22 protein-coding genes are annotated in these 22,516 nt (G+C 66.8%); 16 read left to right on the top strand and 6 right to left on the bottom strand.

Annotated elements, in window-relative coordinates; all coding sequences use genetic code 11:
- The first annotated feature begins 36 nt into the window (after window positions 1-36).
- The 8 genes from JC881_RS13995 (at window position 37) to JC881_RS13960 (ending at window position 7,106) form a co-directional block, all read left to right on the top strand.
- Complete coding sequence (locus tag JC881_RS13995; RefSeq protein ID WP_198786307.1) at window positions 37-456, top strand: endonuclease domain-containing protein; 420 nt, start codon at window positions 37-39, stop codon at window positions 454-456.
- The gene (locus tag JC881_RS13990; RefSeq protein ID WP_198786306.1) at window positions 453-1,655 is read left to right on the top strand and encodes an acetyl-CoA C-acyltransferase; all 1,203 of its coding nucleotides are present in this window, start codon (window positions 453-455) and stop codon (window positions 1,653-1,655) included. Before JC881_RS13995 ends, JC881_RS13990 begins: the two co-directional genes overlap by 4 nt.
- Window positions 1,656-1,811: 156 nt before the next feature.
- A complete protein-coding gene (locus JC881_RS13985; protein ID WP_198786305.1) occupies window positions 1,812-2,747 on the top strand; it encodes an alpha/beta hydrolase family protein in 936 nt (311 codons plus the stop codon).
- 31 nt (window positions 2,748-2,778) lie between these two features.
- On the top strand, window positions 2,779-3,615 hold the full coding sequence (locus JC881_RS13980) for an acyl-CoA thioesterase (protein WP_198786304.1): 837 nt from the start codon (window positions 2,779-2,781) through the stop codon (window positions 3,613-3,615).
- 4 nt (window positions 3,616-3,619) lie between these two features.
- On the top strand, window positions 3,620-4,366 hold the full coding sequence (locus JC881_RS13975; RefSeq protein WP_198786303.1) for an SDR family oxidoreductase: 747 nt from the start codon (window positions 3,620-3,622) through the stop codon (window positions 4,364-4,366).
- A gap of 34 nt (window positions 4,367-4,400) precedes the next feature.
- Entirely contained in the window at window positions 4,401-4,994 is a 594-nt protein-coding gene (locus JC881_RS13970; protein WP_198786302.1) for a 2-hydroxychromene-2-carboxylate isomerase, read from the top strand.
- 43 nt (window positions 4,995-5,037) lie between these two features.
- Window positions 5,038-5,802 (top strand): enoyl-CoA hydratase, encoded by a 765-nt coding sequence (locus tag JC881_RS13965; protein ID WP_198786301.1) that lies wholly within the window; start codon window positions 5,038-5,040, stop codon window positions 5,800-5,802.
- A gap of 197 nt (window positions 5,803-5,999) precedes the next feature.
- A complete protein-coding gene (locus JC881_RS13960; RefSeq protein WP_198786437.1) occupies window positions 6,000-7,106 on the top strand; it encodes an ABC transporter substrate-binding protein in 1,107 nt (368 codons plus the stop codon).
- A gap of 109 nt (window positions 7,107-7,215) precedes the next feature.
- Here the strand turns inward: JC881_RS13960 and JC881_RS13955 are convergent, their stop codons facing one another.
- The gene (locus JC881_RS13955; protein ID WP_013539309.1) at window positions 7,216-7,641 is read right to left on the bottom strand and encodes an acyl-CoA thioesterase; all 426 of its coding nucleotides are present in this window, start codon (window positions 7,639-7,641) and stop codon (window positions 7,216-7,218) included.
- A gap of 41 nt (window positions 7,642-7,682) precedes the next feature.
- Between JC881_RS13955 and JC881_RS13950 the strand changes: the two genes are divergently transcribed.
- Both JC881_RS13950 and JC881_RS13945 read left to right on the top strand, forming a co-directional pair.
- Window positions 7,683-9,515, top strand: coding sequence for an ABCB family ABC transporter ATP-binding protein/permease (locus JC881_RS13950; RefSeq protein ID WP_198786300.1), 1,833 nt, complete (start codon window positions 7,683-7,685; stop codon window positions 9,513-9,515).
- A gap of 43 nt (window positions 9,516-9,558) precedes the next feature.
- Window positions 9,559-10,497: a 2-hydroxyacid dehydrogenase gene (locus JC881_RS13945; protein ID WP_198786299.1), complete on the top strand. Its 939-nt coding sequence runs from the start codon at window positions 9,559-9,561 to the stop codon at window positions 10,495-10,497.
- Between the two features lie 123 nt (window positions 10,498-10,620).
- Here JC881_RS13945 and JC881_RS13940 read toward each other — a convergent pair whose 3' ends face one another.
- Window positions 10,621-12,063, bottom strand: coding sequence for an amidase (locus JC881_RS13940; protein ID WP_198786298.1), 1,443 nt, complete (start codon window positions 12,061-12,063; stop codon window positions 10,621-10,623).
- Between the two features lie 61 nt (window positions 12,064-12,124).
- Here JC881_RS13940 and JC881_RS13935 point away from each other — a divergent pair, with 61 nt between their 5' ends.
- The 6 genes from JC881_RS13935 to JC881_RS13910 all read left to right on the top strand — a co-directional run bounded on the left by JC881_RS13935 (window position 12,125) and on the right by JC881_RS13910 (window position 18,110).
- Complete coding sequence (locus tag JC881_RS13935) at window positions 12,125-13,117, top strand: LysR substrate-binding domain-containing protein (RefSeq protein ID WP_198786297.1); 993 nt, start codon at window positions 12,125-12,127, stop codon at window positions 13,115-13,117.
- Window positions 13,118-13,289: 172 nt separating this feature from the next.
- The gene (locus JC881_RS13930; RefSeq protein ID WP_198786296.1) at window positions 13,290-14,744 is read left to right on the top strand and encodes an aspartate ammonia-lyase; all 1,455 of its coding nucleotides are present in this window, start codon (window positions 13,290-13,292) and stop codon (window positions 14,742-14,744) included.
- A 179-nt stretch (window positions 14,745-14,923) separates the two neighbouring features.
- Complete coding sequence (locus JC881_RS13925; protein WP_198786295.1) at window positions 14,924-15,823, top strand: amino acid ABC transporter substrate-binding protein; 900 nt, start codon at window positions 14,924-14,926, stop codon at window positions 15,821-15,823.
- A gap of 91 nt (window positions 15,824-15,914) precedes the next feature.
- The gene (locus JC881_RS13920; protein ID WP_198786294.1) at window positions 15,915-16,646 is read left to right on the top strand and encodes an amino acid ABC transporter permease; all 732 of its coding nucleotides are present in this window, start codon (window positions 15,915-15,917) and stop codon (window positions 16,644-16,646) included.
- Between the two features lies 1 nt (window position 16,647).
- A complete protein-coding gene (locus tag JC881_RS13915) occupies window positions 16,648-17,337 on the top strand; it encodes an amino acid ABC transporter permease (RefSeq protein WP_198786293.1) in 690 nt (229 codons plus the stop codon).
- A gap of 35 nt (window positions 17,338-17,372) precedes the next feature.
- On the top strand, window positions 17,373-18,110 hold the full coding sequence (locus JC881_RS13910; protein ID WP_198786436.1) for an amino acid ABC transporter ATP-binding protein: 738 nt from the start codon (window positions 17,373-17,375) through the stop codon (window positions 18,108-18,110).
- A 129-nt stretch (window positions 18,111-18,239) separates the two neighbouring features.
- Here JC881_RS13910 and JC881_RS13905 read toward each other — a convergent pair whose 3' ends face one another.
- The 4 genes from JC881_RS13905 to JC881_RS13890 form a co-directional block, all read right to left on the bottom strand.
- Complete coding sequence (locus JC881_RS13905) at window positions 18,240-19,295, bottom strand: nucleoside hydrolase (RefSeq protein ID WP_233101773.1); 1,056 nt, start codon at window positions 19,293-19,295, stop codon at window positions 18,240-18,242.
- Window positions 19,296-19,541: 246 nt separating this feature from the next.
- The gene (locus JC881_RS13900) at window positions 19,542-20,579 is read right to left on the bottom strand and encodes a DctP family TRAP transporter solute-binding subunit (RefSeq protein WP_198786292.1); all 1,038 of its coding nucleotides are present in this window, start codon (window positions 20,577-20,579) and stop codon (window positions 19,542-19,544) included.
- A 47-nt stretch (window positions 20,580-20,626) separates the two neighbouring features.
- Window positions 20,627-21,925, bottom strand: coding sequence for a TRAP transporter large permease (locus tag JC881_RS13895; protein ID WP_198786291.1), 1,299 nt, complete (start codon window positions 21,923-21,925; stop codon window positions 20,627-20,629).
- A complete protein-coding gene (locus JC881_RS13890) occupies window positions 21,922-22,509 on the bottom strand; it encodes a TRAP transporter small permease (protein ID WP_198786290.1) in 588 nt (195 codons plus the stop codon). Before JC881_RS13890 ends, JC881_RS13895 begins: the two co-directional genes overlap by 4 nt.
- Window positions 22,510-22,516 lie beyond the last annotated feature (7 nt).

Genomic DNA, 22,516 nt, shown 5'->3' with positions numbered 1-22,516 from the left:
GGGAAGGCCGGGATGGGGGCTCTCCAACCAAGCACGATGCAAAACCAGTCCACACCCAATGCCCGCGCGAATGCACATGTGCTTCGCCGCGAGATGACGGACTCCGAGCGCAAACTGTGGGACGGACTGCGTGCGGAGCAATTGGGCGTGAAGTTTCGTCGCCAGCATCCGCTGGGCAACTACATCGCGGACTTCGCATGTTTGTCACCGAGGCTGATCGTCGAACTCGACGGCTCGCAGCATCAGACGCAGCAAGGCTACGACGCGCGACGCGACGAGTTCTTTCGCGCACAGGGGTTCGATGTGTTGCGCTTTGCATCGAACGATCCGTTCATCAATCTCGATGGGGTTCGTCAGGCCATCGCCAACCGGCTTATCGAATTGACGCCGTCGGCCCCCATCCCAGCCTTCCCCCAGAGGGGGAAGGAGCAAGAAAATTCAGGAGCTTCTTCATGAGCAGCAAGCAAGTACAAGACGCCTACATCGTCTCCGCCACCCGCACGCCCATCGGCAAATCGCACCGCGGGTACTTTCGCAACTACCGTCCCGACGACCTGCTCGCGACCACGCTGAAGGCGGCGCTGGCCGCCGTGCCGGGGCTCGATCCGAAGGCCATCGAAGACATCATCTGCGGCTGCGCGATTCCCGAATCGCAGCAGGGCCTGAACGTCGCGCGCATCGGCGCGGTGCTCGCGGGCCTGCCCACCAGCATCGGCGGCATCACCGTCAACCGCTTCTGCGCCTCGGGCCTGTCGGCCGTGCAGATGGCGGCGGACCGCATTCGCGTGGGCGAGGCCGACGTGATGATCGCGGCCGGCGTCGAGAGCATGAGCATGGTGCCGATGATGGGCAACTCGCCGTCGCTGTCGCCGTCCATCTTCGAGCGCGAAGGCGACGTGGGCATCGCCTACGGCATGGGCCTCACGGCCGAGAAGGTCGCGCAGCAGTGGAAGGTGAGCCGCCAGGCGCAAGACGAATTCGCGCTCGCCTCGCACCAGAAGGCACTGGCCGCGCAGAAGGCCGGCAAGTTCGCCGACGAGATCACGCCCATCGAGGTGACCGACCGCTCGCCCGACCTGGGAACCGGCGAATCGATCGCCAAGACGCGCACCGTGAACCTGGACGAAGGCGCGCGCCCCGACACCAGCCTCGAAGGCCTGGCCAAGCTGCGCACCGTGTTCGCCGCACGTGGCACGGTGACGGCCGGCAACAGCTCGCAGACCTCCGACGGCGCGGGCGCGCTGATCCTGGCGAGCGAGAAGGCGGTCAAGCAGTACGGCCTCACGCCGCTCGCGCGCTTCGTGAGCTTCGCGAGCAAGGGCGTGCCCCCGCACATCATGGGCATCGGCCCGATCGAGGCGATTCCGGCCGCGCTGCGCTATGCGGGCCTGAAGCACGAGGACATCGACTGGTTCGAGCTCAACGAAGCCTTCGCCGCGCAATCGCTCGCGGTGATCAACACGCTGGGGCTCGATCCCTCGAAGGTCAATCCGATGGGCGGCGCGATCGCGCTGGGCCATCCGCTCGGCGCGACCGGCGCGATCCGCGCGGCGACCGTGGTGCATGCGCTGCGCCGCGAGAACCTGAAGTACGGCATGGTCACAATGTGCGTGGGCATGGGCCAGGGCGCTGCGGGCATCTTCGAGCGGGTCTAGCGGCTATTGCGCGGGCGATCTGCGGCGTTGCGGGACCCGTCGGGAAATCCTCACGACCTTCAGGTCGCTCCGGTTTCCCGCCACCCGCGCCTTGCATCTCATCCCGCTCGCTGCGCCGCGGGGCGGTGGTCGATCAACGAAGAAAGAGGCAAAGGCATGCAAGCGCAACAACTCCCGGTCGATGGCGGCGCGCAGCAACTCGCGGTGCGCCGCTACGAGCCCGCCGGCGCACCGCGCGCCAGCATCGTGATCGGTGGCGCGATGGGCGTGCGCCAGTCGTTCTACGAACCCTTCGCGCAGTGGCTCGCCCAGCAGGGCCTGCGCGTCTGGACCTTCGACTACCGGGGCTCGGGCGATTCGCGCGGCGGTGCGCCGCTGCGCGGCTTCAAGGCCGACCTGTTCGATTGGGCGCGCGACTACGAAGCGGTGATCGACACCGCCAAGGCCGCGCTGCCCGATGAACCGCTCTACCTGCTGGGCCACAGCCTCGGCGCGCAACTGCCGGGCTTCCTGCAGCGGCCCGAGCAGGTCGCGGGCCTCGTGAGCATCGCGGCCGGGAGCGGCTACTGGCGCGAGAACGCGCCGAAGCTGCGGCGCAGCATCCTCTACTTCTGGTTCGTGCTGGTGCCGCTGGTCACGCGGCTGTGCGGCTACTTTCCAGGCCGCAAGCTGAAGAAGGTGGGCGACCTGCCGCGCGGCGTGATCCTGCAATGGCGGCGCTGGTGCCTGAACCCGCGCTACAGCCTGGGCGCCGAAGGCGACATGGCCGCGCGCAGCTACGGGCGGGTGCGCTTTCCGGTGCTCGCGCTGTCGATCACCGACGATGAACTCATGACGCTCGCGGGCACCGAGAGCCTGCTGAGCTTCTACGCGGGCGCGCCGAGCGCGGTCGAGCGCATTGCGCCGGCCGACGTGCAGGCGCGACGCATCGGCCACTTCGGCTTTTTCCGCGAGCAGTTCAGCCAGAGCCTCTGGCCGAGCATGGTGGACAAGCTGCACCGGCTGGCCGCACTTACGGCACCTGTTGCACTTGCCGCGCCTGCCGCGCCTGCCGCGGTGCAGCACGCCAGCGTCCCGCACACGACTGCGTGACGCCATCCTCCGGAGGCACACTGCAAGCACCATGAGCAGCACGCAACACCCCTTCGACAAAGCCCTGGCCCTGCAGCACAGCGACATCCGCGCGGGCCACTTCACGGGCAGCACCAGCCCCGACTACTGGAACATGGTCGGCCCGTTCGGCGGCACCACGGCGGCCCTCGCGCTGCAGGCGGTGCTGCGGCATCCCGACCTGCTCGGCACGCCGATCGCATTGACCGTCAACTACGCGGCCGCAATCGAGGCCGGCGCGTTCGACATCCAGGCCACGGCCGTGCGCACCAATCGCTCGACGCAGCACTGGACCGTGCAGATCACGCAGGCCGGCGCGAGCGGCGCGCCCAACATGACCACCACCGCCACCGTGGTGACGGCCGCGCGCCGCGACACCTGGGGCGAGAGCGACATGCCGATGCCCGAGGCGCCCGCGCCAGAAACGGTCGATCGCATGAGCATCGGCCCCTCGGGCGTGGCCTGGATCAACCAGTACGAGATGCGCCCGTGCAGCGGCGGCATTCCCGCGAAGTGGGATGGCAGCCTGCAGCACAGCGAGACCCGCATCTGGCTGCGCGATGCGCAACCGCGGCCGCTGGACTTTCCTTCGCTTGCCGCGATGAGCGACATGTTCTATCCGCGCGTCTGGCTGCGCCGCGCCAAGCATGTGCCGGCGGGCACGGTGTCGATCACCACCTATTTCCATGCCGGGCCGGAGCAACTGGCCGAGGTCGGCACGGGCTACCTGCTGGGCCGCGCGGCGGGGCAGCAGTTCTTCAACGGATTCTTCGACCAGACGGCGCATCTGTGGAGCGAGAAGGGCGTCTTGCTCGCCACATCGAATCAGATCGTCTACTACAAGGAATAACACCATGGCGCTCACCAAGGCCGCACTCATCGTCGGCGCAGGCGATGCGACTGGCGGCGCGATTGCCCGCCGCTTCGCGCGCGAAGGCTACGCCGCCTGCGTCACGCGGCGCAGCCTCGACAAGCTGCAACCGCTGGTCGCGCAGATCGAGGCCGATGGCGGCCGCGCCCATGCGTTCGCTTGCGATGCGCGAAAAGAGGAAGAGGTCGTCGCGCTCATCGAGGAGATCGAATCCACGGTCGGCCCGATCGAGGTGATGGTGTTCAACATCGGCGCCAACGTGCCCGAGAGCATCCTCACGGAGACCGCGCGCAAGTACTTCAAGGTGTGGGAGATGGCGTGCTTCTCGGGTTTTCTCAACGGGCGCGAAGTGGCCAGGCGCATGGTGGCGCGCGAGGTGCCCGCGGGCAGGCATCGCGGCACGATCATCTTCACGGGCGCCACCGCATCGCTGCGCGGCGCCGCGAACTTCGGTGCGTTCTCTGGCGCGAAGATGGCCTTGCGCGCACTGGCCCAGTCGATGGCGCGCGAGCTGGGGCCGCAGGGCATTCACGTCGCGCACGTGGTGGTCGACGGTGCCATCGACACCGAGTTCATCCGCAGCAATTTCCCCGAGCGCTATGCGTTGAAGGAGAGCGACGGCATCCTGAATCCGGACCACATCGCCGACAGCTACTGGATGCTGCATTCGCAGCCGCGCGACGCATGGACGCACGAGCTCGATCTGCGGCCGTGGTCCGAGAAATTCTGAAGAATTCCAAAGACATCGAGATGTGGAGACACCCATGACAAAGACCGTCGAGTTCTATTTCGACTTCGGCAGCCCCGCCGCCTACCTGGCCGCCACGCAGCTGCCGCACGTGTGCGCCGACACCGGCGCCGAGCTGGTGTGGAAGCCCATGCTGCTGGGCGGCGTGTTCCAGGCCACCGGCAACCATTCGCCCGCGGAGATCAAGCCCAAGGGCCCGTACATGAACATCGACCTGAAGCGCTTCGCAAAGCGCTACGGCGTGCCGTTCGTGCACAACCCGCACTTCTCGATCAACACGCTGCTGCTGATGCGCGGCGCGACCGGCCTGCAGATGAAGGAGCCCGAACGCTTCGGCGCGTATGTCGATGCGATCTTCCACGCGATGTGGGTCGAGCCGCGGAACCTCAACGATCCGGCGACGGTCGGCGCGGTGCTTCAGAATGCGGGCTTCGACGCTGCGGGCCTGCTCGCATTGGCCGGCGCGCAGGAGACGAAGGACCGCCTGAAGGCCGTCACGCAGGAGGCCGTGGAGCGCGGCGTCTTCGGCGCCCCCACCATGTTCGTCGGCGACCAGATGTTCTGGGGCCAGGACCGCCTGGATTTCGTGCGCGAAGCCCTCGACGCCTGAGCGCATCGCCAGCAGCCACCGTTTTTACCCAAGGACCATTCCCATGAGCGACATCCTCGTTCACACCGAAGCCGGTGTGATGACCATCACCTTCAACCGCGTCGACAAGAAGAACTCGATCACCAGCGCCATGTACGCCGAGCTGGCCGATGCGCTGGCCACGGCCGAGAGCGAAGCGGCCGTGCGCTGCGTGCTGATCCAGGGCGACCCGACGATCTTCAGCGCGGGCAACGACATCGGCGATTTCCTCAACGCGCCGCCCGCCACCCAGGAGTCGCCGGTGTTCCGGTTCCTGCGCGGCATCGCCACCTTTCCCAAGCCCATCGTCGCGGCCGTCTGCGGCCCGGCCGTGGGCATCGGCACCACGATGCTGTTCCATTGCGACCTGGTCTATGCGGGCGACAACGCGGCGTTCTCGATGCCCTTCGTGAACCTGGGCCTGTGCCCCGAAGCGGCGTCGAGCCTGCTCGTGCCGCAGATGCTCGGCTATCACCGCGCGGCCGAGGCGCTGCTGCTGGGCGAGCCCTTCATGGCGGAGGCCGCGCTCGAGGTGGGCCTGGTCAACCGCGTCGTGCCGCCGACCGAAGCCAACGGCATCGCGCAGACGCAGGCCCGCAAGCTCGCGGCCAAGCCGCTGAGCGCGCTGGTCGAGAGCAAGCGCCTGCTGAAGAAAGCGCAACTGCCCGCCGTGCTCGAGCGCATGGGCGAAGAGGGCGCGAGCTTCGGCCGCATGCTGCGCGAGCCCGCCGCCAAGGAAGCGTTCGGCGCCTTCATGGAGAAGCGCAAGCCCGATTTCTCGAAGCTCTGAGGGTTCCTCCCGCGTTGGCCCGCGGACAGTGCCCCCTTACACTGTCCGCCGTGCAAGTTTCCGAGACAAGACCGCTTGAAACGCCCAGCCAGCGGGCATGCGATGCTACTGAAAAAGTAGCATTCGACCCTGCGCGCAGGCGTACTTTGGGCTTGCTTGCGGGCACCTTGGCGGCCCCTTCGGTGGTCCTCGCGCGCATTCGCCCGCTGCGCATCGGCGTCATCGGTTCCTGGTCCGGCCCGTATGCGGGCGGCGGGCGGCAGTTCGATGCGGGCATGTCGGTCTGGCTGGCCGCGCACAACCAGCAGATCGCGGGGCGGCCGGTCGAACTGCTGCGCCGCGACGTGCCGGGCAGCGCGCCCGAGCATGCGCGCCGCCAGGCGCAGGACCTCGTGGAGAACGAGCGCGTCGATCTGCTCGCGGGCCTGGACTTCAGCTCCAACGCCTATGCCGTCGGCACCATCGCCGCGCAGGCGAAGCTGCCGCTGGTGGTGATGAACGCGGCGTCTTCAGGCATCACGGCGCGCTGCCCTTATGCGGTGCGGCTGTCGTTCACCATCGCCCAGGTCGCGCTGCCGCTCGCGCGCTGGGCGCTGCAGCAGGGCCTGCGCGACGTGTGCACCGTGGTGGCCGACTACGCCTCGGGCGTCGATGCCGAGAGCGCCTTCGTCGCGGGCATCACCGCCGGGGGCGGGCAGGTCGGCGCGATGCTGCGGGTGCCGCTCAACACGCTCGACTACTCGGCCTACATGCTGCGGCTGCGCGAGCTGAAGCCCCAGGCGGTGTTCTTCTTCCTGCCCTCGGGGCAGATGCCCGCGACGTTCCTGAAGTTCTGGCGCGACCGCGGCATGGCCGACACCGGCATCCGCCTGCTCGCGACCGGCGACGCCACCGACGACCATTACCTCGAAGGCATCGGCGAGCTGGCCGATGGGCTGGTGACCAGCCACCATTACTCCTTCGACCACGATTCGCCGGCCAACCGGCGCTTCACGGGCGTGTTCGAGACGGAGTACGGCAGCCATCTGCGGCCGGGCTATTTCGCGGTGGCGGCGCACGATGCGCTCGCGGCCATCGATGCGGCGATGAGCTCGCCATCATTGCGCGCCAACGCGGGTGGAGAGCGGCTGGTCGATGCGTTCCGGGGCCTGAAGTTCGAGAGCCCGCGCGGCCCGATCGAGATCGACGCCCACACCCGCGACATCGTGCAGACCGTCTACATCCGCCGCACCGAGCGGCGCGAGGGGCGCTGGGTCAACCGCGAGTTCGAGCGCTTCGAGCGCGTGCGCGACCCGGGGGTCTGATGGGATGCCGCAGAGCCGTTCGCACTGAGCTTGTCGAAGTGTGGGCGCAAGGCTTCGACAAGCTCAGCCCGAACGGTTTCGGCAAGCGCAGCCCGAACCGTTTGGGTTCTCAGGCGGGCTGTTCGATCACGCGCGGCCGGCCGTTGTCGTCGATCGCCACGTAGGTGAACGTGGCCTGCGTCACCTTGATGTACTCGCCCTGCGCCCGGAAGCGCTCGGCGAACACCTCGACGGTCACCGTGACCGAGGTGCGCCCGATGCGCACCAGCTTCGAATAGAACGAGAGGATGTCGCCCAGGCGCACCGGCTGCTTGAAGATGAACTCGTTGACCGCCACCGTGGCCTGCCGGCCCTTGGCGTAGCGCGCCGGAATCACCGAGCCGGCCAGGTCGCACTGCGCCATGACCCAGCCGCCGAAGATGTCGCCGTTGGCGTTGCAGTCCGCGGGCATCGGAATGACCTTGAGCACCAGCTCCATGTCGGTGGGCAGGCTTTTGAGGGTCGCTGCGGCGGCAGCACTGGAAGTATCTGACATGGGCACAATCTGCAACAAACAAGCAACCACGATTGTCCCTCATGCGCCGCAGTGGCGAAGCCCTTCCTCCTCCCCCTACCGTCTCCGGCCATCCGCCGGCGAAAAGCGACCGCTCCGACTGGGCGACGCTGCGCCGGCTCTTTCCCTATCTCTGGCAGTACAAGTGGCGCGTGATGGCCGCGCTCGCGTTCATGGTGGGCGCCAAGGTGGCCAACGTGGGCGTGCCGGTGCTGCTGAAGAACCTGATCGACACGATGACGCCCAAGCCCGACATGGCGCAGGCGCTCTTGATCGTGCCTATCGGGCTCTTGCTGGCCTACGGCCTCCTGCGCTTCTCGACCGCGCTCTTCGGCGAACTGCGCGAGCTGATCTTCGCCAAGGCCACCGAGGGCACGGCGCGGCAGATCGCGCTGGAGGTGTTCGGCCACCTGCATTCGCTGAGCCTGCGCTTTCACCTGGAGCGCCAGACCGGCGGCATGACGCGCGACATCGAGCGCGGCACGCGCGGGGTGCATTCGCTCATCTCGATGTCGCTCTACAGCATCGTGCCCACCATCATCGAGCTGGTGCTGGTGCTCACGATCCTGGGCGTGAAGTTCGATTCGCTGTTCGTGTGGATCACCGCCGCTGCGCTCGTGCTCTACATCACCTTCACCGTCACGGTGACCGAGTGGCGCACCCAGTTCCGCAAGACCATGAACGAGCTCGACTCGACGGCCCAGAGCCGCGCGGTCGATTCGCTCCTGAACTACGAGACGGTCAAGTACTTCAACAACGAGGAGTTCGAGGCGAAGCGCTACGACGCGAGCCTGGACCGCTACCGCAAGGCGGCCATCAAGAGCCAGCGCACGCTGAGCATGCTCAACACCGGGCAGCAGCTCCTGATTGCCGTGAGCCTGGTGCTGATGCTGTGGCGCGCGACCTCGGGCGTGGTCGAAGGGCGCATGACGCTGGGCGACCTGGTGATGGTCAACGCCTTCATGATCCAGCTGTACATACCGCTCAACTTCCTGGGCGTGATCTACCGCGAGATCAAGCAGAGCCTGACCGACCTGGACAAGATGTTCGTGCTGATGGAGAAGGAGCGCGAGGTGCGCGATGCGCCCACGGCGCAGCCCCTGGCCGGCGCCGATTCCACCATCCGCTTCGAGGATGTGAGCTTCGCCTACGAGCCCGCGCGGCCGATCCTCAAGCACGTGAGCTTCGAGATCCCGGCCGGCAAGACGGTGGCGGTGGTCGGCCCTTCGGGCTCGGGCAAGTCCACGCTGGCGCGGCTGCTCTATCGGTTCTACGACGTGCAGCAAGGGCGCATCACCATCGGCGGCGAAGACATCCGCGAGGTCACGCAGTCGAGCGTTCGGCGCGCGATCGGCATCGTGCCGCAGGACACGGTGCTCTTCAACGACACGGTCGAATACAACATCGCGTACGGGCGCCCCGGCGCAAGCCGTGAAGAGGTGGAAGGCGCCGCGCGGGCCGCGCGCATCCACGACTTCATCTCGGCCACGCCCCTGGGCTACGAAACGACCGTGGGCGAGCGCGGCCTGAAGCTCTCGGGCGGCGAGAAGCAGCGCGTGGCCATCGCGCGCACGCTCCTGAAGAACCCGCCGATCGTGATCTTCGACGAGGCCACCTCGGCGCTCGACTCGGCCAACGAGCGGGCCATTCAATCGGAGCTCAAGAGCGCCGCGCAGGACAAGACGACGCTGGTGATCGCGCACCGCCTGTCGACTGTGGTCGACGCGCACGAGATCCTGGTGCTCGAATCCGGCGTGATCGTCGAGCGTGGCACGCATGGTGAACTGCTCGCCAAGCAGGGCCGCTACGCCCAGATGTGGGCTTTGCAGAAGAGCGAAGCAGCGCCTTTGCTCTAGTCCGATCATTCATCCCTTTCCTTCTCGATCCAGGAGTTCAGACGTGTCGATCAAGATTCCCCTGCTGGTGCTCAACAGCCTCTCGAGCGCCCACCAGGCCCAGATTGCCGAGGTCTACGACGTGACCTACGCCTTCGACCCCGCCGCGCGCGCGGCCGCCATTGCCGAGCGCGGCAAGGCATTCCGCGCGGTGCTGACCATCGGCGTGATCGGCATCACGCCCGAAGAGATTGCGGCCATGCCGGCCGTCGAGCTGATCTGCTGCCTGGGCGCAGGCTACGAGGGCGTGCCGCTCGAAGTGACGCGCGCCCGCGGCATCGTGACCGCCAACGGCGCCGGCACCAACGACGACTGCGTGGCCGACCACGCCTTCGGCTTGCTCATCGGCATCGTGCGCGAGTTCCGCAAGCTCGACCGGCTGTGCCGCGAGGGCGTGTGGCGCGAGGCCATTCCGCAGCCGGCCAACGTGTCGGGCAAGAAGCTGGGCATCCTGGGCCTGGGCACCATCGGCCAGAAGATCGCCAAGCGCGCCGCGGCGTTCGACATGGAGATCGGCTATCACAACAGGAAGCCCCGCGAGGGCGCCGCGCACCGCTACTTCGACGACCTGAAGTCGCTCGCCGCCTGGGCCGACTTCCTGATACTCGCCGCGCCGGGCGGGCCTGCGACGAAGCACCTGGTCAACGCCGAAGTGCTCGATGCGCTTGGGCCGCAGGGCTACCTCGTGAGCATCGGTCGCGGCAGCGTGGTCGACACCGAGGCGCTGGGCGCCGCGTTGCGCGAGCACCGCATCGCGGGCGCGGGTGTGGATGTCTACGAGAGCGAACCCAACCGCCCCGAGCCACTCGTCGGCCTGGACAACGTGCTGCTCACGCCGCACATGGCCGGCTGGTCGCCCGAGGCGACGCAGAAGTCGGTGGACCATTTCCTTGCGAATGCCCAAGGGCACTTCGCGGGGCGCGGTGTCATGACGCCGATCTGAAGGTCTTGCTCCTTCCCCCTTTGGGGGAAGGTCGGGATGGGGGCAGACGGCGCTTGCAATGCAGGCAGCGCGCGATCGACGGCCGCTTGCCCCCACCCCAGCCCTCCCTCAGCGGGGAGGGAGTCAAGCCAAGGCCGAAGGACGGTGCGCGCCCCAGCCGCAGGCCTGGTCATACGCATGCCCGAGCCGCAGCACGTCCAGGTCCGCATGGATCGGGCCGGCGAGCTGCAGGCCCATGGGCAGGCCGCCTTCACCGAAGCCGGCGCGCACATTCAATGTCGGCAAACCGGCCAGCGTGAACGGCGTGACGATCTCCATCCAGCGGTGGTAGGTGTCGCTCTTCACCCCATCCACCTCGGCCGGCCAGTGCAGTTCGGCGTCGAACGGAAAGACCTGCGCGGTCGGCGCGACGACGAAGTCGAAGCGCTCGAAGAGCGCGAGGAACGCGCGGTACACGTTCGAGCGGTAGAGCGAGGCCTGGTACAGCGAGGCGGCATCCAGGTGCCGGCTCTGCTCGATTTCCCACTGCGCCTCGGGCTTCAATTGCGCGAACAGCTTCGGATCGCTCAGGTACGCGCCGAGCTTGCCGCCCACCAGCAATTGCCGCAGCCGCAGCCACGCGCTCCAGTTGTGCGCGCGCGGCGCGTCGAGCGTGCAGGGCTCGACCTCGCAGCCGATGGCGCGGAAAGTGTCGAGCGCTTTTTCGCCGAGCTCGCGGATGCCGGGCGCGAGCGGCAGGTCGGGCCAGATGCTGCCGAGCCAGCCGATGCGAAGGCCCTTGCCGTCGCCTTCGAGCGCGATGTCATCGGGCGAGGGCAGGGCGTGCGGCGACGAGAGCGGCACGCGCCCGTCGAAGCCCGATTGCACCGCGAGGAGGCGCGCCGTGTCTTCGACCGTGCGCGCCATCGGGCCTTCGCAACCCAGTTGCTGGAAGAACAGCTCCTGCTCCGGGTCGCCGGGCACGCGGCCGCGCGAGGGCCGCATGCCGATCACGTTGTTGAAGGCGGCGGGGTTGCGGAGAGACCCCATCATGTCGCTGCCGTCGGCCACCGGCAGCATGCCCAGGGCCAGCGCCACGGCCGCGCCGCCGCTGCTGCCGCCCGCGCTGCGCTCGGGCGCGTAGGCGTTGCGGGTGATGCCGAAGACGGTGTTGTAGGTGTGCGAGCCGAGGCCGAACTCGGGCGTGTTGGTCTTGCCGATGACCAGGGCGCCGGCCGCGCGCATGCGGGCGACGTGGAGGCTGTCGGTGCGCGCGGGCGAGCGCGGCGACAGGGGCGAACCCATCGAGGTCGCAAGGCCCGCGGCGTGGCTCAGGTCCTTCACCGCGAGCGGAAAGCCGTGCATCCAGCCGCGCCGTTCGCCGCGCGCCAGGTCTGCATCGCGCTCGTCCGCTTCGGCCAGCAGCTGCTCGGGCTCGCGCAGCGAGACGATCGCGTTGAAGCGCGGGTTCAGCGCCTCGATGCGGGCGAGCGAGGCCTGCATCAGTTCGCGGCAGGACACGTCGCGGGCCGCAATGCGGCGCGAGAGCGCGGTAGCGCTGAGGGCGAGCAGGTCGTCTGAAGGCATGGCGGATGCGGGAAAAGGAGGGGGCGCCCAGTATGGCGCGGCGCTCGCATAATCGCCGCGTATGGAAACAAAGTGGCTTGAAGACTTCATCAGTTTGGCGGAGACCCGCAGCTTCAGCCGCTCGGCCCAGTTGAGGCACGTGACGCAGCCGGCGTTCTCCCGCCGCATCCAGGCGCTGGAAGGCTGGGCCGGCACCGACCTCGTCGATCGCAGCTCCTACCCCACGCGCCTCACGCCCGCGGGCCAGACGCTCTACAGCCAGGCCATCGAGATGCTGCAGTCGCTGCAGAGCACCCGGGCCATGCTGCGCGGCCACTCGGCCGCCGGGCAGGACGTGATCGAGATCGCCGTGCCGCACACGCTGGCCTTCACCTTCTTCCCCTCGTGGGTGACCAGCCTGCGCGAGCACTTCGGGCCGATCAAGAGCCGGCTCATCGCGCTCAACGTGCACGATGCGGTGCTGCGGCTGGTCGAAGGCAGCTGCGACCTGCTGATCGCCTACCACCACCCCTCGCAGCCGCTGCAGCTGGACAACAACAAGTACGAGATGGTGAGCCTGGGCGAGGAAACCGTCGCCCCCTGGGTCAAGGCCGATGCCGACGGCGCGCCGCGCTTCCGGCTGCCGGGCCGCCCGGGCCAGCCGCTGCCCTACCTGGGCTATGCGCCCGGTGCCTACCTGGGCCGCGTGGTCGACCAGCTGTTGAAGGAATCGGGCACGGCCATTCACCTGGACCGTGTCTACGAGACCGACATGGCCGAGGGCCTGAAGGTGATGGCGCTCGAAGGCCACGGCATCGCCTTCCTGCCGCAGAGCGCGGTGCGCAAGGAGATCAAGGCGCGCAAGCTCGTGAGCGCGCTGCCGCCCGAGATCGACAGCCTGGAGGCGACGATGGAAATCCGCGCCTACCGCGAGCGCCCGAGCGCGCCGGCGCCGGTGAAGACCGGCAACGGCCGCTCCGCCAAGATCGCGGCGGTGTCCGAGGGCATCCAGCCCAAGCGCACCGCCGATGCGCTCTGGTCGTACCTCGTCGGCACCCAGCCGGCGTCCCTTTGATGCGGATTTGTGCGCCGCACAATCTATAAATGTCGCGCATGAGGCACCCCGCTTTCAGCATTGGCGTCATGAGCACGGCGGTACTACAGTCGCGGCAGTTTTTCATCGCTGTCACAGCATCCTTCCGGGCACGCGCCACTCGCGTGCTTTTTTTTAAGCCGAGGAACCCCGTATGAGCTCCAATTTCCGGACCGAACACGACTTCCTCGGCGAGAAGCAGATTCCCGCCGCCGCCTACTGGGGCGTGCACACGGCGCGCGCCGTCGAGAACTTCGCGATCTCCGGCACCCGCATCTCGGCCATGCCCGACCTCATTCGCGCGCTGGCCTTCGTGAAGAAGGCCGCCACCCGCGCCAATGCCGACCTGGGCGCCATCGACCGCGACCGCGCCGCGGCGATCATCCTGGCCTGCGAGGACCTCATCGAAGGCAAGCTGCTCGACGAATTCGTGGTCGACGTGATCCAGGGCGGCGCCGGCACCTCCACCAACATGAACGCCAACGAGGTGATCTGCAACCTCGCGCTCGAAAAGCTCGGTCACGAGAAGGCGCGCTACGACGTGCTGCACCCCAACGACCACGTCAACGCCTCCCAGAGCACCAACGACGTGTACCCGACGGCGGTGCGCCTGGCGCTGTGGTTCGCCATCGACAAGCTGCTCGAAGCCATGGCCGCGCTGCGCCGCAGCTTCGAGGCCAAGGCGCTCGAGTTCAAGGACATCCTGAAGATCGGCCGCACCCAGCTGCAGGACGCGGTGCCGATGACGCTGGGCCAGGAGTTTTTGACCTACGCGATCATGATCGGCGAGGACGAGGCGCGCCTGGGCGAGGCGCGCGCGCTCATCGAGGAAATCAACCTGGGCGCCACCGCCATCGGCACCGGCATCAACGCGCCGCACGGCTACGCCAACCTCGCCTGCCAGTACCTGGCCGAGCAGACCGGCGTGCCGCTCAAGCAGGCGGCCAACCTCATCGAGGCCACGCAGGACACGGGCGCCTTCGTGCAGTTGTCGGGCGTGCTCAAGCGCGTGGCCACCAAGCTGAGCAAGACCTGCAACGACCTGCGCCTGCTCTCCAGCGGGCCGCAGGCCGGCTTCGGCGAGATCCGGTTGCCCGCGCGGCAGGCGGGCTCCTCGATCATGCCGGGCAAGGTCAACCCGGTGATCCCGGAAGTCATGAACCAGGTGGCCTTCGAGGTGATCGGCAACGACATCACCGTGACCATGGCGTCCGAGGCCGGCCAGCTGCAGCTCAACGCCTTCGAGCCGATCATGGGCTGGAGCCTCTTCAAGAGCATCAAGCACCTGGGCAACGCCTGCAACACGCTGCAGCTCAATTGCATTGACGGCATCGAGGCCAACCGCGAATTCCTGGCCAAGCGGGTGCGCGAGTCGGTCACGCTGGTCACCGCGCTCAATCCGCTCATCGGCTACGAGAAGGCCGCGCTCATCGCCAAGACCGCGCTGGCCACCGGCGGGCCGATCGACCTGGTGGCGGAATCGCTCGGGATCATGACGCGCGCCGAAATGGAGGCGCTGCTCGTGCCCGAGAACCTCACGCAGCCGGTGCGCCTGTCGGCCGCGCCGGTTCCGCCCGCCGCCGAGCCTTCGGGCACAAAGGCTGCTTAGTGAAAGTCGGACAATGCCAGGAGGCAGGATCGCACCAGGCTGGCGCTGCAATGCGCGCGGCCGGTGCAATGCACGGCGGGATGCCCCCCGGATGCACCGGGTTGGTCCGGGTATCACGCAAAATATGAATGTCTAGAATTTCGTTGTATCTGTTTCAGTCACCCTCAGGAGTTTTCTGCATGAAAAAACAAGCAATGGCATTGGCAATCGCGGCGTTCGCCACCAGCGGCGCCTTCGCACAGGCCAATGACACCTTGGCCAAGATCAAGGCCTCGGGCACCATCACCGAAGGCGTGCGTGAATCGTCGGGCCTGTCGTACACCTTGGGCAACGGCCAGTACACCGGCTTCCATTACGACGTCTGCGCCAACATCATCAAGGACCTGGAGAAGGCCTCCGGCAAGAAGCTCGAAGTCAAGTACCAGCCGGTCACCTCGCAGAACCGCATCCCCCTCGTGCAGAACGGCACCGTGGACATCGAGTGCGGCTCGACCACCAACAACGCCACCCGCCAGAAGGACGTGGCCTTCGGCGTGACCACCTACGTGGAAGAAACCAAGATCGTCGTGAAGGCCAACTCGGGCATCAACTCGCTGGCCGACCTGAAGGACAAGACGGTGGCCACCACCACCGGCACCACGCCGCTGCAGACCGTGCGCAAGCAAAAGCGCGCCGAGAACCTGACCTTCAAGGAGGTCTACGGCAAGGACCACTCCGACAGCTTCCTGCTGCTGGAAACCGGCCGTGCCGACGCGTTCGTGATGGACGGCTCGATCCTGGCCGCGCTCGCCGCCAAGTCCAAGGCGCCCAAGGACTACAAGATCCTGAACGACGTGCTGGCCGTGGAGCCCATCGGCATCATGATCCGCAAGGACGACCCCGCCTTCAAGAAGGCAGTGGACGACAGCATCAAGGCACAGGCCAAGTCGGGCGAGCTCGCCAAGCTCTATGACAAGTGGTTCCTGAAGCCGATTCCCCCGGCCAACGTCGTGATCAACCTGCCGCTGGGCGAAGCCACCAAGAACGCGTGGGCCAACCCGAACGACAAGCCCGCGGAAGAGTACGTCACCAAGGAATAAGCGCGCGTCGCTGCGTGAATGACGCCCACCTTTCGCGGTGGGCGTTTCTTTTCAAGGGACGGTTTTGTCGACGACGGTGAAGGAGTAAGAAATGGGAAACTGGGATTGGCAGGTGTTCCTGCAGGACCCGGGGGGTGACTATCCGACCTACTGGCAGTGGATGCTCTCGGCCTGGGGCTGGACGGTGTCCGTGGCGCTGCTGGCGCTGGTCGTGGCGTTGGTGCTGGGCTCGCTGATCGGCATCATCCGCACGCTGCCCGACAGCCCGTGGCTGGTGCGGTTCGGCAATGCATGGGTGGAGCTGTTTCGCAACATCCCGCTGCTGGTGCAGATCTTCCTCTGGTACCACGTCATTCCGGCGCTGATCCCGGTGATGAAGGGCGTCCCGAGCTTCATCCTGGTGGTGCTGGCGCTGGGCTTCTTCACCTCCGCGCGGATCGCCGAGCAGGTGCGCTCGGGCATCCAGGCGCTGCCCAAGGGCCAGCGCTACGCGGGCATGGCGGTGGGCTTCACCACGGTGCAGTACTACCGCTACGTGATCCTGCCGATGGCCTACCGCATCATCATCCCGCCGCTCACGAGCGAGACGATGAACATCTTCAAGAACTCGTCCGTCGCGTTCGCCGTGTCGGTCACCGAGCTCACCATGTTCGCCATGCAGGCGCAGGAAGAAACCTCGCGCGGCATCGAGGTCTACCTGGCGGTGACGGCGTGCTACGTGGTCTCGGCCCTGGCCATCAACCGGCTCATGGCATTCATCGAGAAGAAGACCCGCGTGCCGGGCTTCATCGTCTCGGCCAGCGCTGGCGGCGGAGGTCACTGACATGATGAATCTCGACCTGTCCTTCTACAACTGGGACGTCATCAGCAACTTCGTCGTCAAGGGCTTCTACTTCAGCATCATGCTGACGGTGGTGGCCACGATCGGCGGCGTGATCTTCGGCACCATCCTCGCGCTCATGCGCCTGTCGGGCAAGAAGTGGCTGGACACGCCGGCCGCCATCTACGTCAACGGCATGCGCAGCATTCCGCTGGTGATGGTGATCCTGTGGTTCTTCCTCCTGGTGCCGGCGTCGTTCTATTCGCTGTTCGGCTCGCTCGGCTCGAACTACCGCTCCGAAATCTCGGCCGTGATCACCTTCGTCGCGTTCGAGGCGGCGTACTTCTCCGAGATCATGCGCGCGGGCATCCAGTCGATTCCGCGCGGCCAGGTGAATGCGGGCCAGGCGGTGGGCATGACCTACGGCCAGAACATGCGCCTGGTGGTGCTGCCGCAGGCGTTCCGCAACATGCTGCCGGTGCTGCTCACGCAGACCATCATCCTGTTCCAGGACACCTCGCTGGTCTACGCCATCGGTGCCTACGACATGCTCAAGGGCTTCGAGACGGCGGGCAAGAATTTCGGCCGCCCGATCGAGGCGTACCTGCTTGCAGCCGTCGTGTACTTCGTCATGTGTTATGCCTTGTCGTGGCTTGTCAAACGCCTCCACAAGAAGATCGCCATCATTCGCTGAGTGGCTGAACCGGAGAGAAAGAAATGTCCGAAAAAATGATCGAAATCAAGAACGTCTCCAAGTGGTATGGCCCGGTGCAGGTGCTCAACGACTGCTCGGTGAACATCTCCAAGGGCGACGTGGTGGTGGTGTGCGGCCCGTCGGGTTCCGGCAAGTCCACGCTCATCAAGACCGTGAACGCGCTGGAGCCCTTCCAGAAGGGCGAGATCACCGTCAACGGTATTCCGCTGCACGACCCCAAGACCAACCTGCCCAAGCTGCGCTCCAAGGTGGGCATGGTGTTCCAGCACTTCGAGCTGTTCCCGCACCTGTCGGTGACCGAGAACCTCACGATCGCGCAGATCAAGGTGCTGGGCCGCACGGCCGACGAGGCCAAGACCCGGGGCCTGAAGATGCTCGACCGCGTGGGCCTCATGGCGCACAAGGACAAGTTCCCCGGCCAGCTCTCGGGCGGCCAGCAGCAGCGCGTGGCGATCGCCCGTGCGCTGTCGATGGACCCGATCGTGATGCTGTTCGACGAACCCACCTCGGCGCTGGACCCCGAGATGGTCGGCGAAGTGCTCGACGTGATGGTGGCCCTCGCCAAGGAAGGCATGACCATGATGGTGGTCACGCACGAAATGGCCTTCGCCCGCAAGGTCGCCAGCCGCGTGATCTTCATCGACGTGGGCGGCAAGATCCTGGAAGACTGCCCGAAGGACGAGTTCTTCAACCACCCCGAGAACCGTCAGCCGCGCACCAAGGATTTCCTGAACAAGATCCTGCAGCACTGATCGATTCGATGCGGCGCAAAGACAAAAGCCACGCTGTTCTGCAGCGTGGCTTTTTTCATGGCGGCGCGCGCAGTCTGGGCATCAGGGCATCAGGGCATCAGGGCATCAGGGCATCAGGGCATCAGGGCATCAGGGCAGCCGCGAGATCCGCTGCGTCAGCAGATCGAAGAACCCCTGCGCATCGCCCTCGGCGATCCAGTTCACGTTGGCCGGGCGCTTCAGGCCCCCGTACCAGTCGACCGCCGTCTGCCCGAAGCCGACGCCTTCGCGGCTGTCGACTTCCACGTTCACCCGCCTGCCCTTGAAGAGCGAGGGCTGCAGCAAATAGGCGATCACCGTGGCGTCGTGCACCGGCCCGCCGGGCAGGCCGTAGTACTGCATGTCGTGCTGCACATAGGCGTCGAGGATGTCGGCCACCGTCTTGCCCGCCTGGTTGCCCAGGCCCCGCAGCTTGGCGATGCGCTCGGGGCTCGTGAGGATCTTGTGCGTCACGTCCAGCGGCAGCATGGTGATCGGCACGCCGCTTTTCAGCACGATCTCGGCTGCATGCGGATCGGCGAACACGTTGAACTCGGCCGTCGGCGTGATGTTGCCGCCGTTGAAGTGCGCGCCGCCCATGAGCACCAGTTCGCGCAGGCCGCGCACGATGTCCGGGGCCTGCGTGAGCGCGAGCGCGAGGTTGGTCTCGGGCCCGAGCATCGCGAGCGTCACGCTTTTCTCGGGCGCGGCACGCAACGTGCGGATGAGGTAGTCGACCGCGTTGCCCTCGGCCAGCGGCTGCTTCGGCTCGAACACCTGCACGCCCGTGATGCCTTCGCTGCCGTGCACGTCGGCCGCGTAGATCGGCGTGCGCAGCAGGGGACGCGGCGCGCCGGCGTAGACCGGAATATCGGGGCGCTTCGCCCACTCGCGTGCGAGGCGTGCATTGCGCGAGGTCTTCGCGAGCGGCACGTTGCCGGCCACCGTGGTCAGCGCCTGGATCTTGAGCCGCTCGGGCGATGCCATGGCGAACAGCAGCGCGATCACGTCGTCGGCGCCGGGGTCGGTGTCGATGATGAGCGTGTGCACCGTGGTGGCGTCGGCGGCGTGCGCTGCGGTCGGGGCGATGCTGGTGGTCATCAAGAGGGCGAATCCCGCGAGAAGGAACGAGAAAAGATCGGCTTTCCAGCGCGAAGAGACGGGCATGAATGGTTTCCTTGAAGCGCGAAAAACGCGCGGTGAAAACCAGTCTGCCAGAGCAATTCGCGTCGGCGGCATGAAATCGAGGGCGTGTTTTTCGCCGCAGCCAGAGGGCATCGGGCGGTCCGCAAACCAAGGATTTCGCCCGCCATTTTCGTTGCAGTCGGAAGTGCGCAACCGGCAAAGAAAAAGCCCCGCAAGCGGGGCTTCGGCGCGGCCATCGAAGGCCGCGCAGTGTTGTGAAAACGCCGCTTACTTCTTGCGCGCGGCGATCGCCTTCTCGGCCTGCGCCACCAGGTCCGCGCCCACCGTCGACTTCCACTTGTCGTACACCGGACGCGTCGCCTTCACGAAGGCATCGCGCTCGGCCGGCGTGAGGCTGGTCACCGTCACGCCCATGCCTGCGATGTCTTTCAGCACCGGCTTGTCGGCTTCCACGAGGCCCTTGCGCGCGATCGCGATTTCCTGCTTGCCCGCATCGACGGCGGCCTGGCGCACGATGGCCTGGTCGGCCGGCGTCCACGAGGCCCAGATCTCCTTGTTCACCACGAACACGAGCGGGTCGGCCACGTAGCCCCAGGTGGTCACGAACTTCTGGCCCACGGTGTGCATCTTGAGCACGGTGAAGAGGAAGAGCGGGTTCTCCTGCCCGTCCACCGCGCCGCTCGCGAGCGCCGGCTGCGCATCGGCCCAGCTCATCTGCGTGGGGTTGGCGCCGAGCGCGGTGAACATGTCCGAATAGATCGGCGAGCCGACCACGCGGATCTTCATGCCCTTCATGTCCTCGGGTGACTTGATCGGCTTCTTGGAGTTGGTGATCTCGCGGTAGCCGTTCTCGCCCCAGGCGAGCGGCACCACGCCGGCCTTGTCCAGGGTCTTGAACATTTCCTTGCCCACGTCGCCCTGCGTGAGCGCGTCGATGGCCGCGTAATCGGGCATGAGGAAAGGCATCGAGAAGAGGTTCAGCTGCTTGACCTGCGGCGACCAGTTGATGGTCGAGCCCACGGCCATGTCGATCACGCCCTGGCGCAGCGCGCTGAACTCGCGCGTCTGGTCGCCCTGGATGAGCGACACGCCCGGGTACAGCTTGATGTTGATGCGCCCCTGGGTGCGCTCCTTCACGAGGTCGGCCCAGATCTTTCCGGCCTGACCCCAGGGCGTCGGCGGGCCCAGCACCAGCGACATCTTGTACTCGGGCTTGTAGGCGGCCTGCGCCATGGCGCCGGTGGAGAACATGCCCAGGGCGGTGGCCACGGCGGCGAGGCCCAGCAGGGTGCGGCGGAATTTCATGGAAGGTCTCCTCTTTGTAGATGGAACGAAATATGGAACGAAAAAAATCAGTAGCCCAGCTTGCGCGGCAGCCAGAGCGCAAGCTCGGGGAATGCGATGACCAGCACCATCACCACGAACATCGAGAACAGCATCCAGCCGACCCAGCGCACGGTCTCTTCCATGCGCACCTTGGCGATGCGGCACGAGACCATGAGGTTGACCGCGAGCGGCGGCGTGAACTGGCCAAGCGCGACCTTCAGCGTGAGGATCACGCCGAACCACACCGGGTCCCACTTGTAGTGCTGCACGATGGGCAGCAAGAGCGGCACGAAGATCAGGAAGATCGACACGCCGTCGAGGAACATGCCCACGGTGATGAGCAGGAGGATCAGCAACGCCAGGATGCCGTATTCGCCGAGGCCCGAATTCACGATGGCGCGCGTCACCGGATCGATGATGCCCAGCGTCGAGAGCGAGTACGCGAAGATGCCCGCGAGCGACACCACCAGGAGGATCACCGCCGACAGCTCGCCCGACTCGCGCAGGATCACGAAGAGGTCGCGCACCTTGATGGTCCGGTGGATGCACATGCCCACGAAGAGCCCGTAGAACACCGCGACCACCGCCGCTTCGGTCGGCGTGAACCAGCCTGCGCGCATGCCGCCCAGGATCAGCACCGGCGCGGCGAGCCCCCAGATGGCTTCGCGAAAACTCTTCCAGAACGGCGGGCGCGGCAGCGTCGCCTCGAGCGCGCCCATCTTGTGCGTGCGGGCCAGCCACACGGCCGGGATCATCAGCGCGAGGCCGGCCATGATGCCGGGGATCATGCCGGCCGCGAACAGCGCCGGCACCGAGGCGCCGGGCACCAGCACCGAGTAGACGATGAACGCGACCGAAGGCGGAATCAGGATGTCGGTGGCCGCAGCGGCGCCCACGACGCTCGCCGAGAACGCGGCCGGGTAGCCGGCGCGCGACATGGCCGCGATCATCACTGCGCCCACGGCGGCGGCGTTGGCCGGGCCCGAGCCCGAGATGCCACCGAGGAACATCGCCACGGCGATCGCCACCAGCGGCAGCATGCCCGGGCCGCGCCCGACGATGGCGACCGCGAAGTTCACCAGCCGCAGCGCCACGCCCGAGCGGTCGAAGATGGAGCCGACCAGCACGAACATCGGAATGGCCAGCAGCGGGTATTTGCCGAGACCGGCATAGAAGTTCTGCGGCACGGCCAGGAGGCCGAACCACTGCGCGTCGCTGTTGGCCAGCGCGATGCAGGCGGCGCCCGCCAGGCCGAGCGCGGCGCCGATGGGCACGCCCACCAGCATCATCAGCACGAAGGCGACGAAGAGCAGGGTGGCGATCACTTGGCGTCGCCTTTTTTGTTATTGCTGCTGTCGTCGGACGCGTAGTTCGTCTTGCGCCCGCGCCGGACCATCAGGCCGATGGCCCGCCCCGCGATGGCGAAGGACACGATCGGCAGCCACATCGAATACCACCAGGCCGGCAGCCCGATGCCCGGCGTGGTTTCCTCGAAGCGGTAGTCGTCCCACACCATGCGGATGCTGAGCGCGCCGATCAGGCCGAAGAGGATCGCGATCATCAGCGCGCCGAATTGCGCGAGGCGCTTGCGCCGCGCCATCGAGCCGCTCTCGGAGAAATACTCGATGCGGATGTGCCGGTCGCGCGCCACCGCAGCCGAGCCGGCCACCAGCGCCAGCATGATCATGAGGAACACCGAGAACTCCTCGGTCCACGCGAACGACGAGCTGGTGAAGTAGCGCACCAGCACGTTGGCGAAGGTGATGAGTGCCAGCGCGCCCATGATGATGACGGTGAGCCAGTCTTCGATGGCGAGCGGCACCTTGGTGGGTTCGTCGGCGGCTTCGATGTCGGGGGGAAGGGGGCTGGCGGCGTCCAGCGTGGGGCCGGACTCGGGAGGAGTTGTCATCGCAGGA

Source organism: Variovorax sp. IB41, from assembly GCF_016405905.1.
Taxonomy (GTDB): Bacteria; Pseudomonadota; Gammaproteobacteria; order Burkholderiales; family Burkholderiaceae_C; genus Variovorax.
The sequence above is the reverse complement of the archived record's forward strand: the minus strand, read 5'-3'. Positions and strand labels throughout refer to the sequence as shown.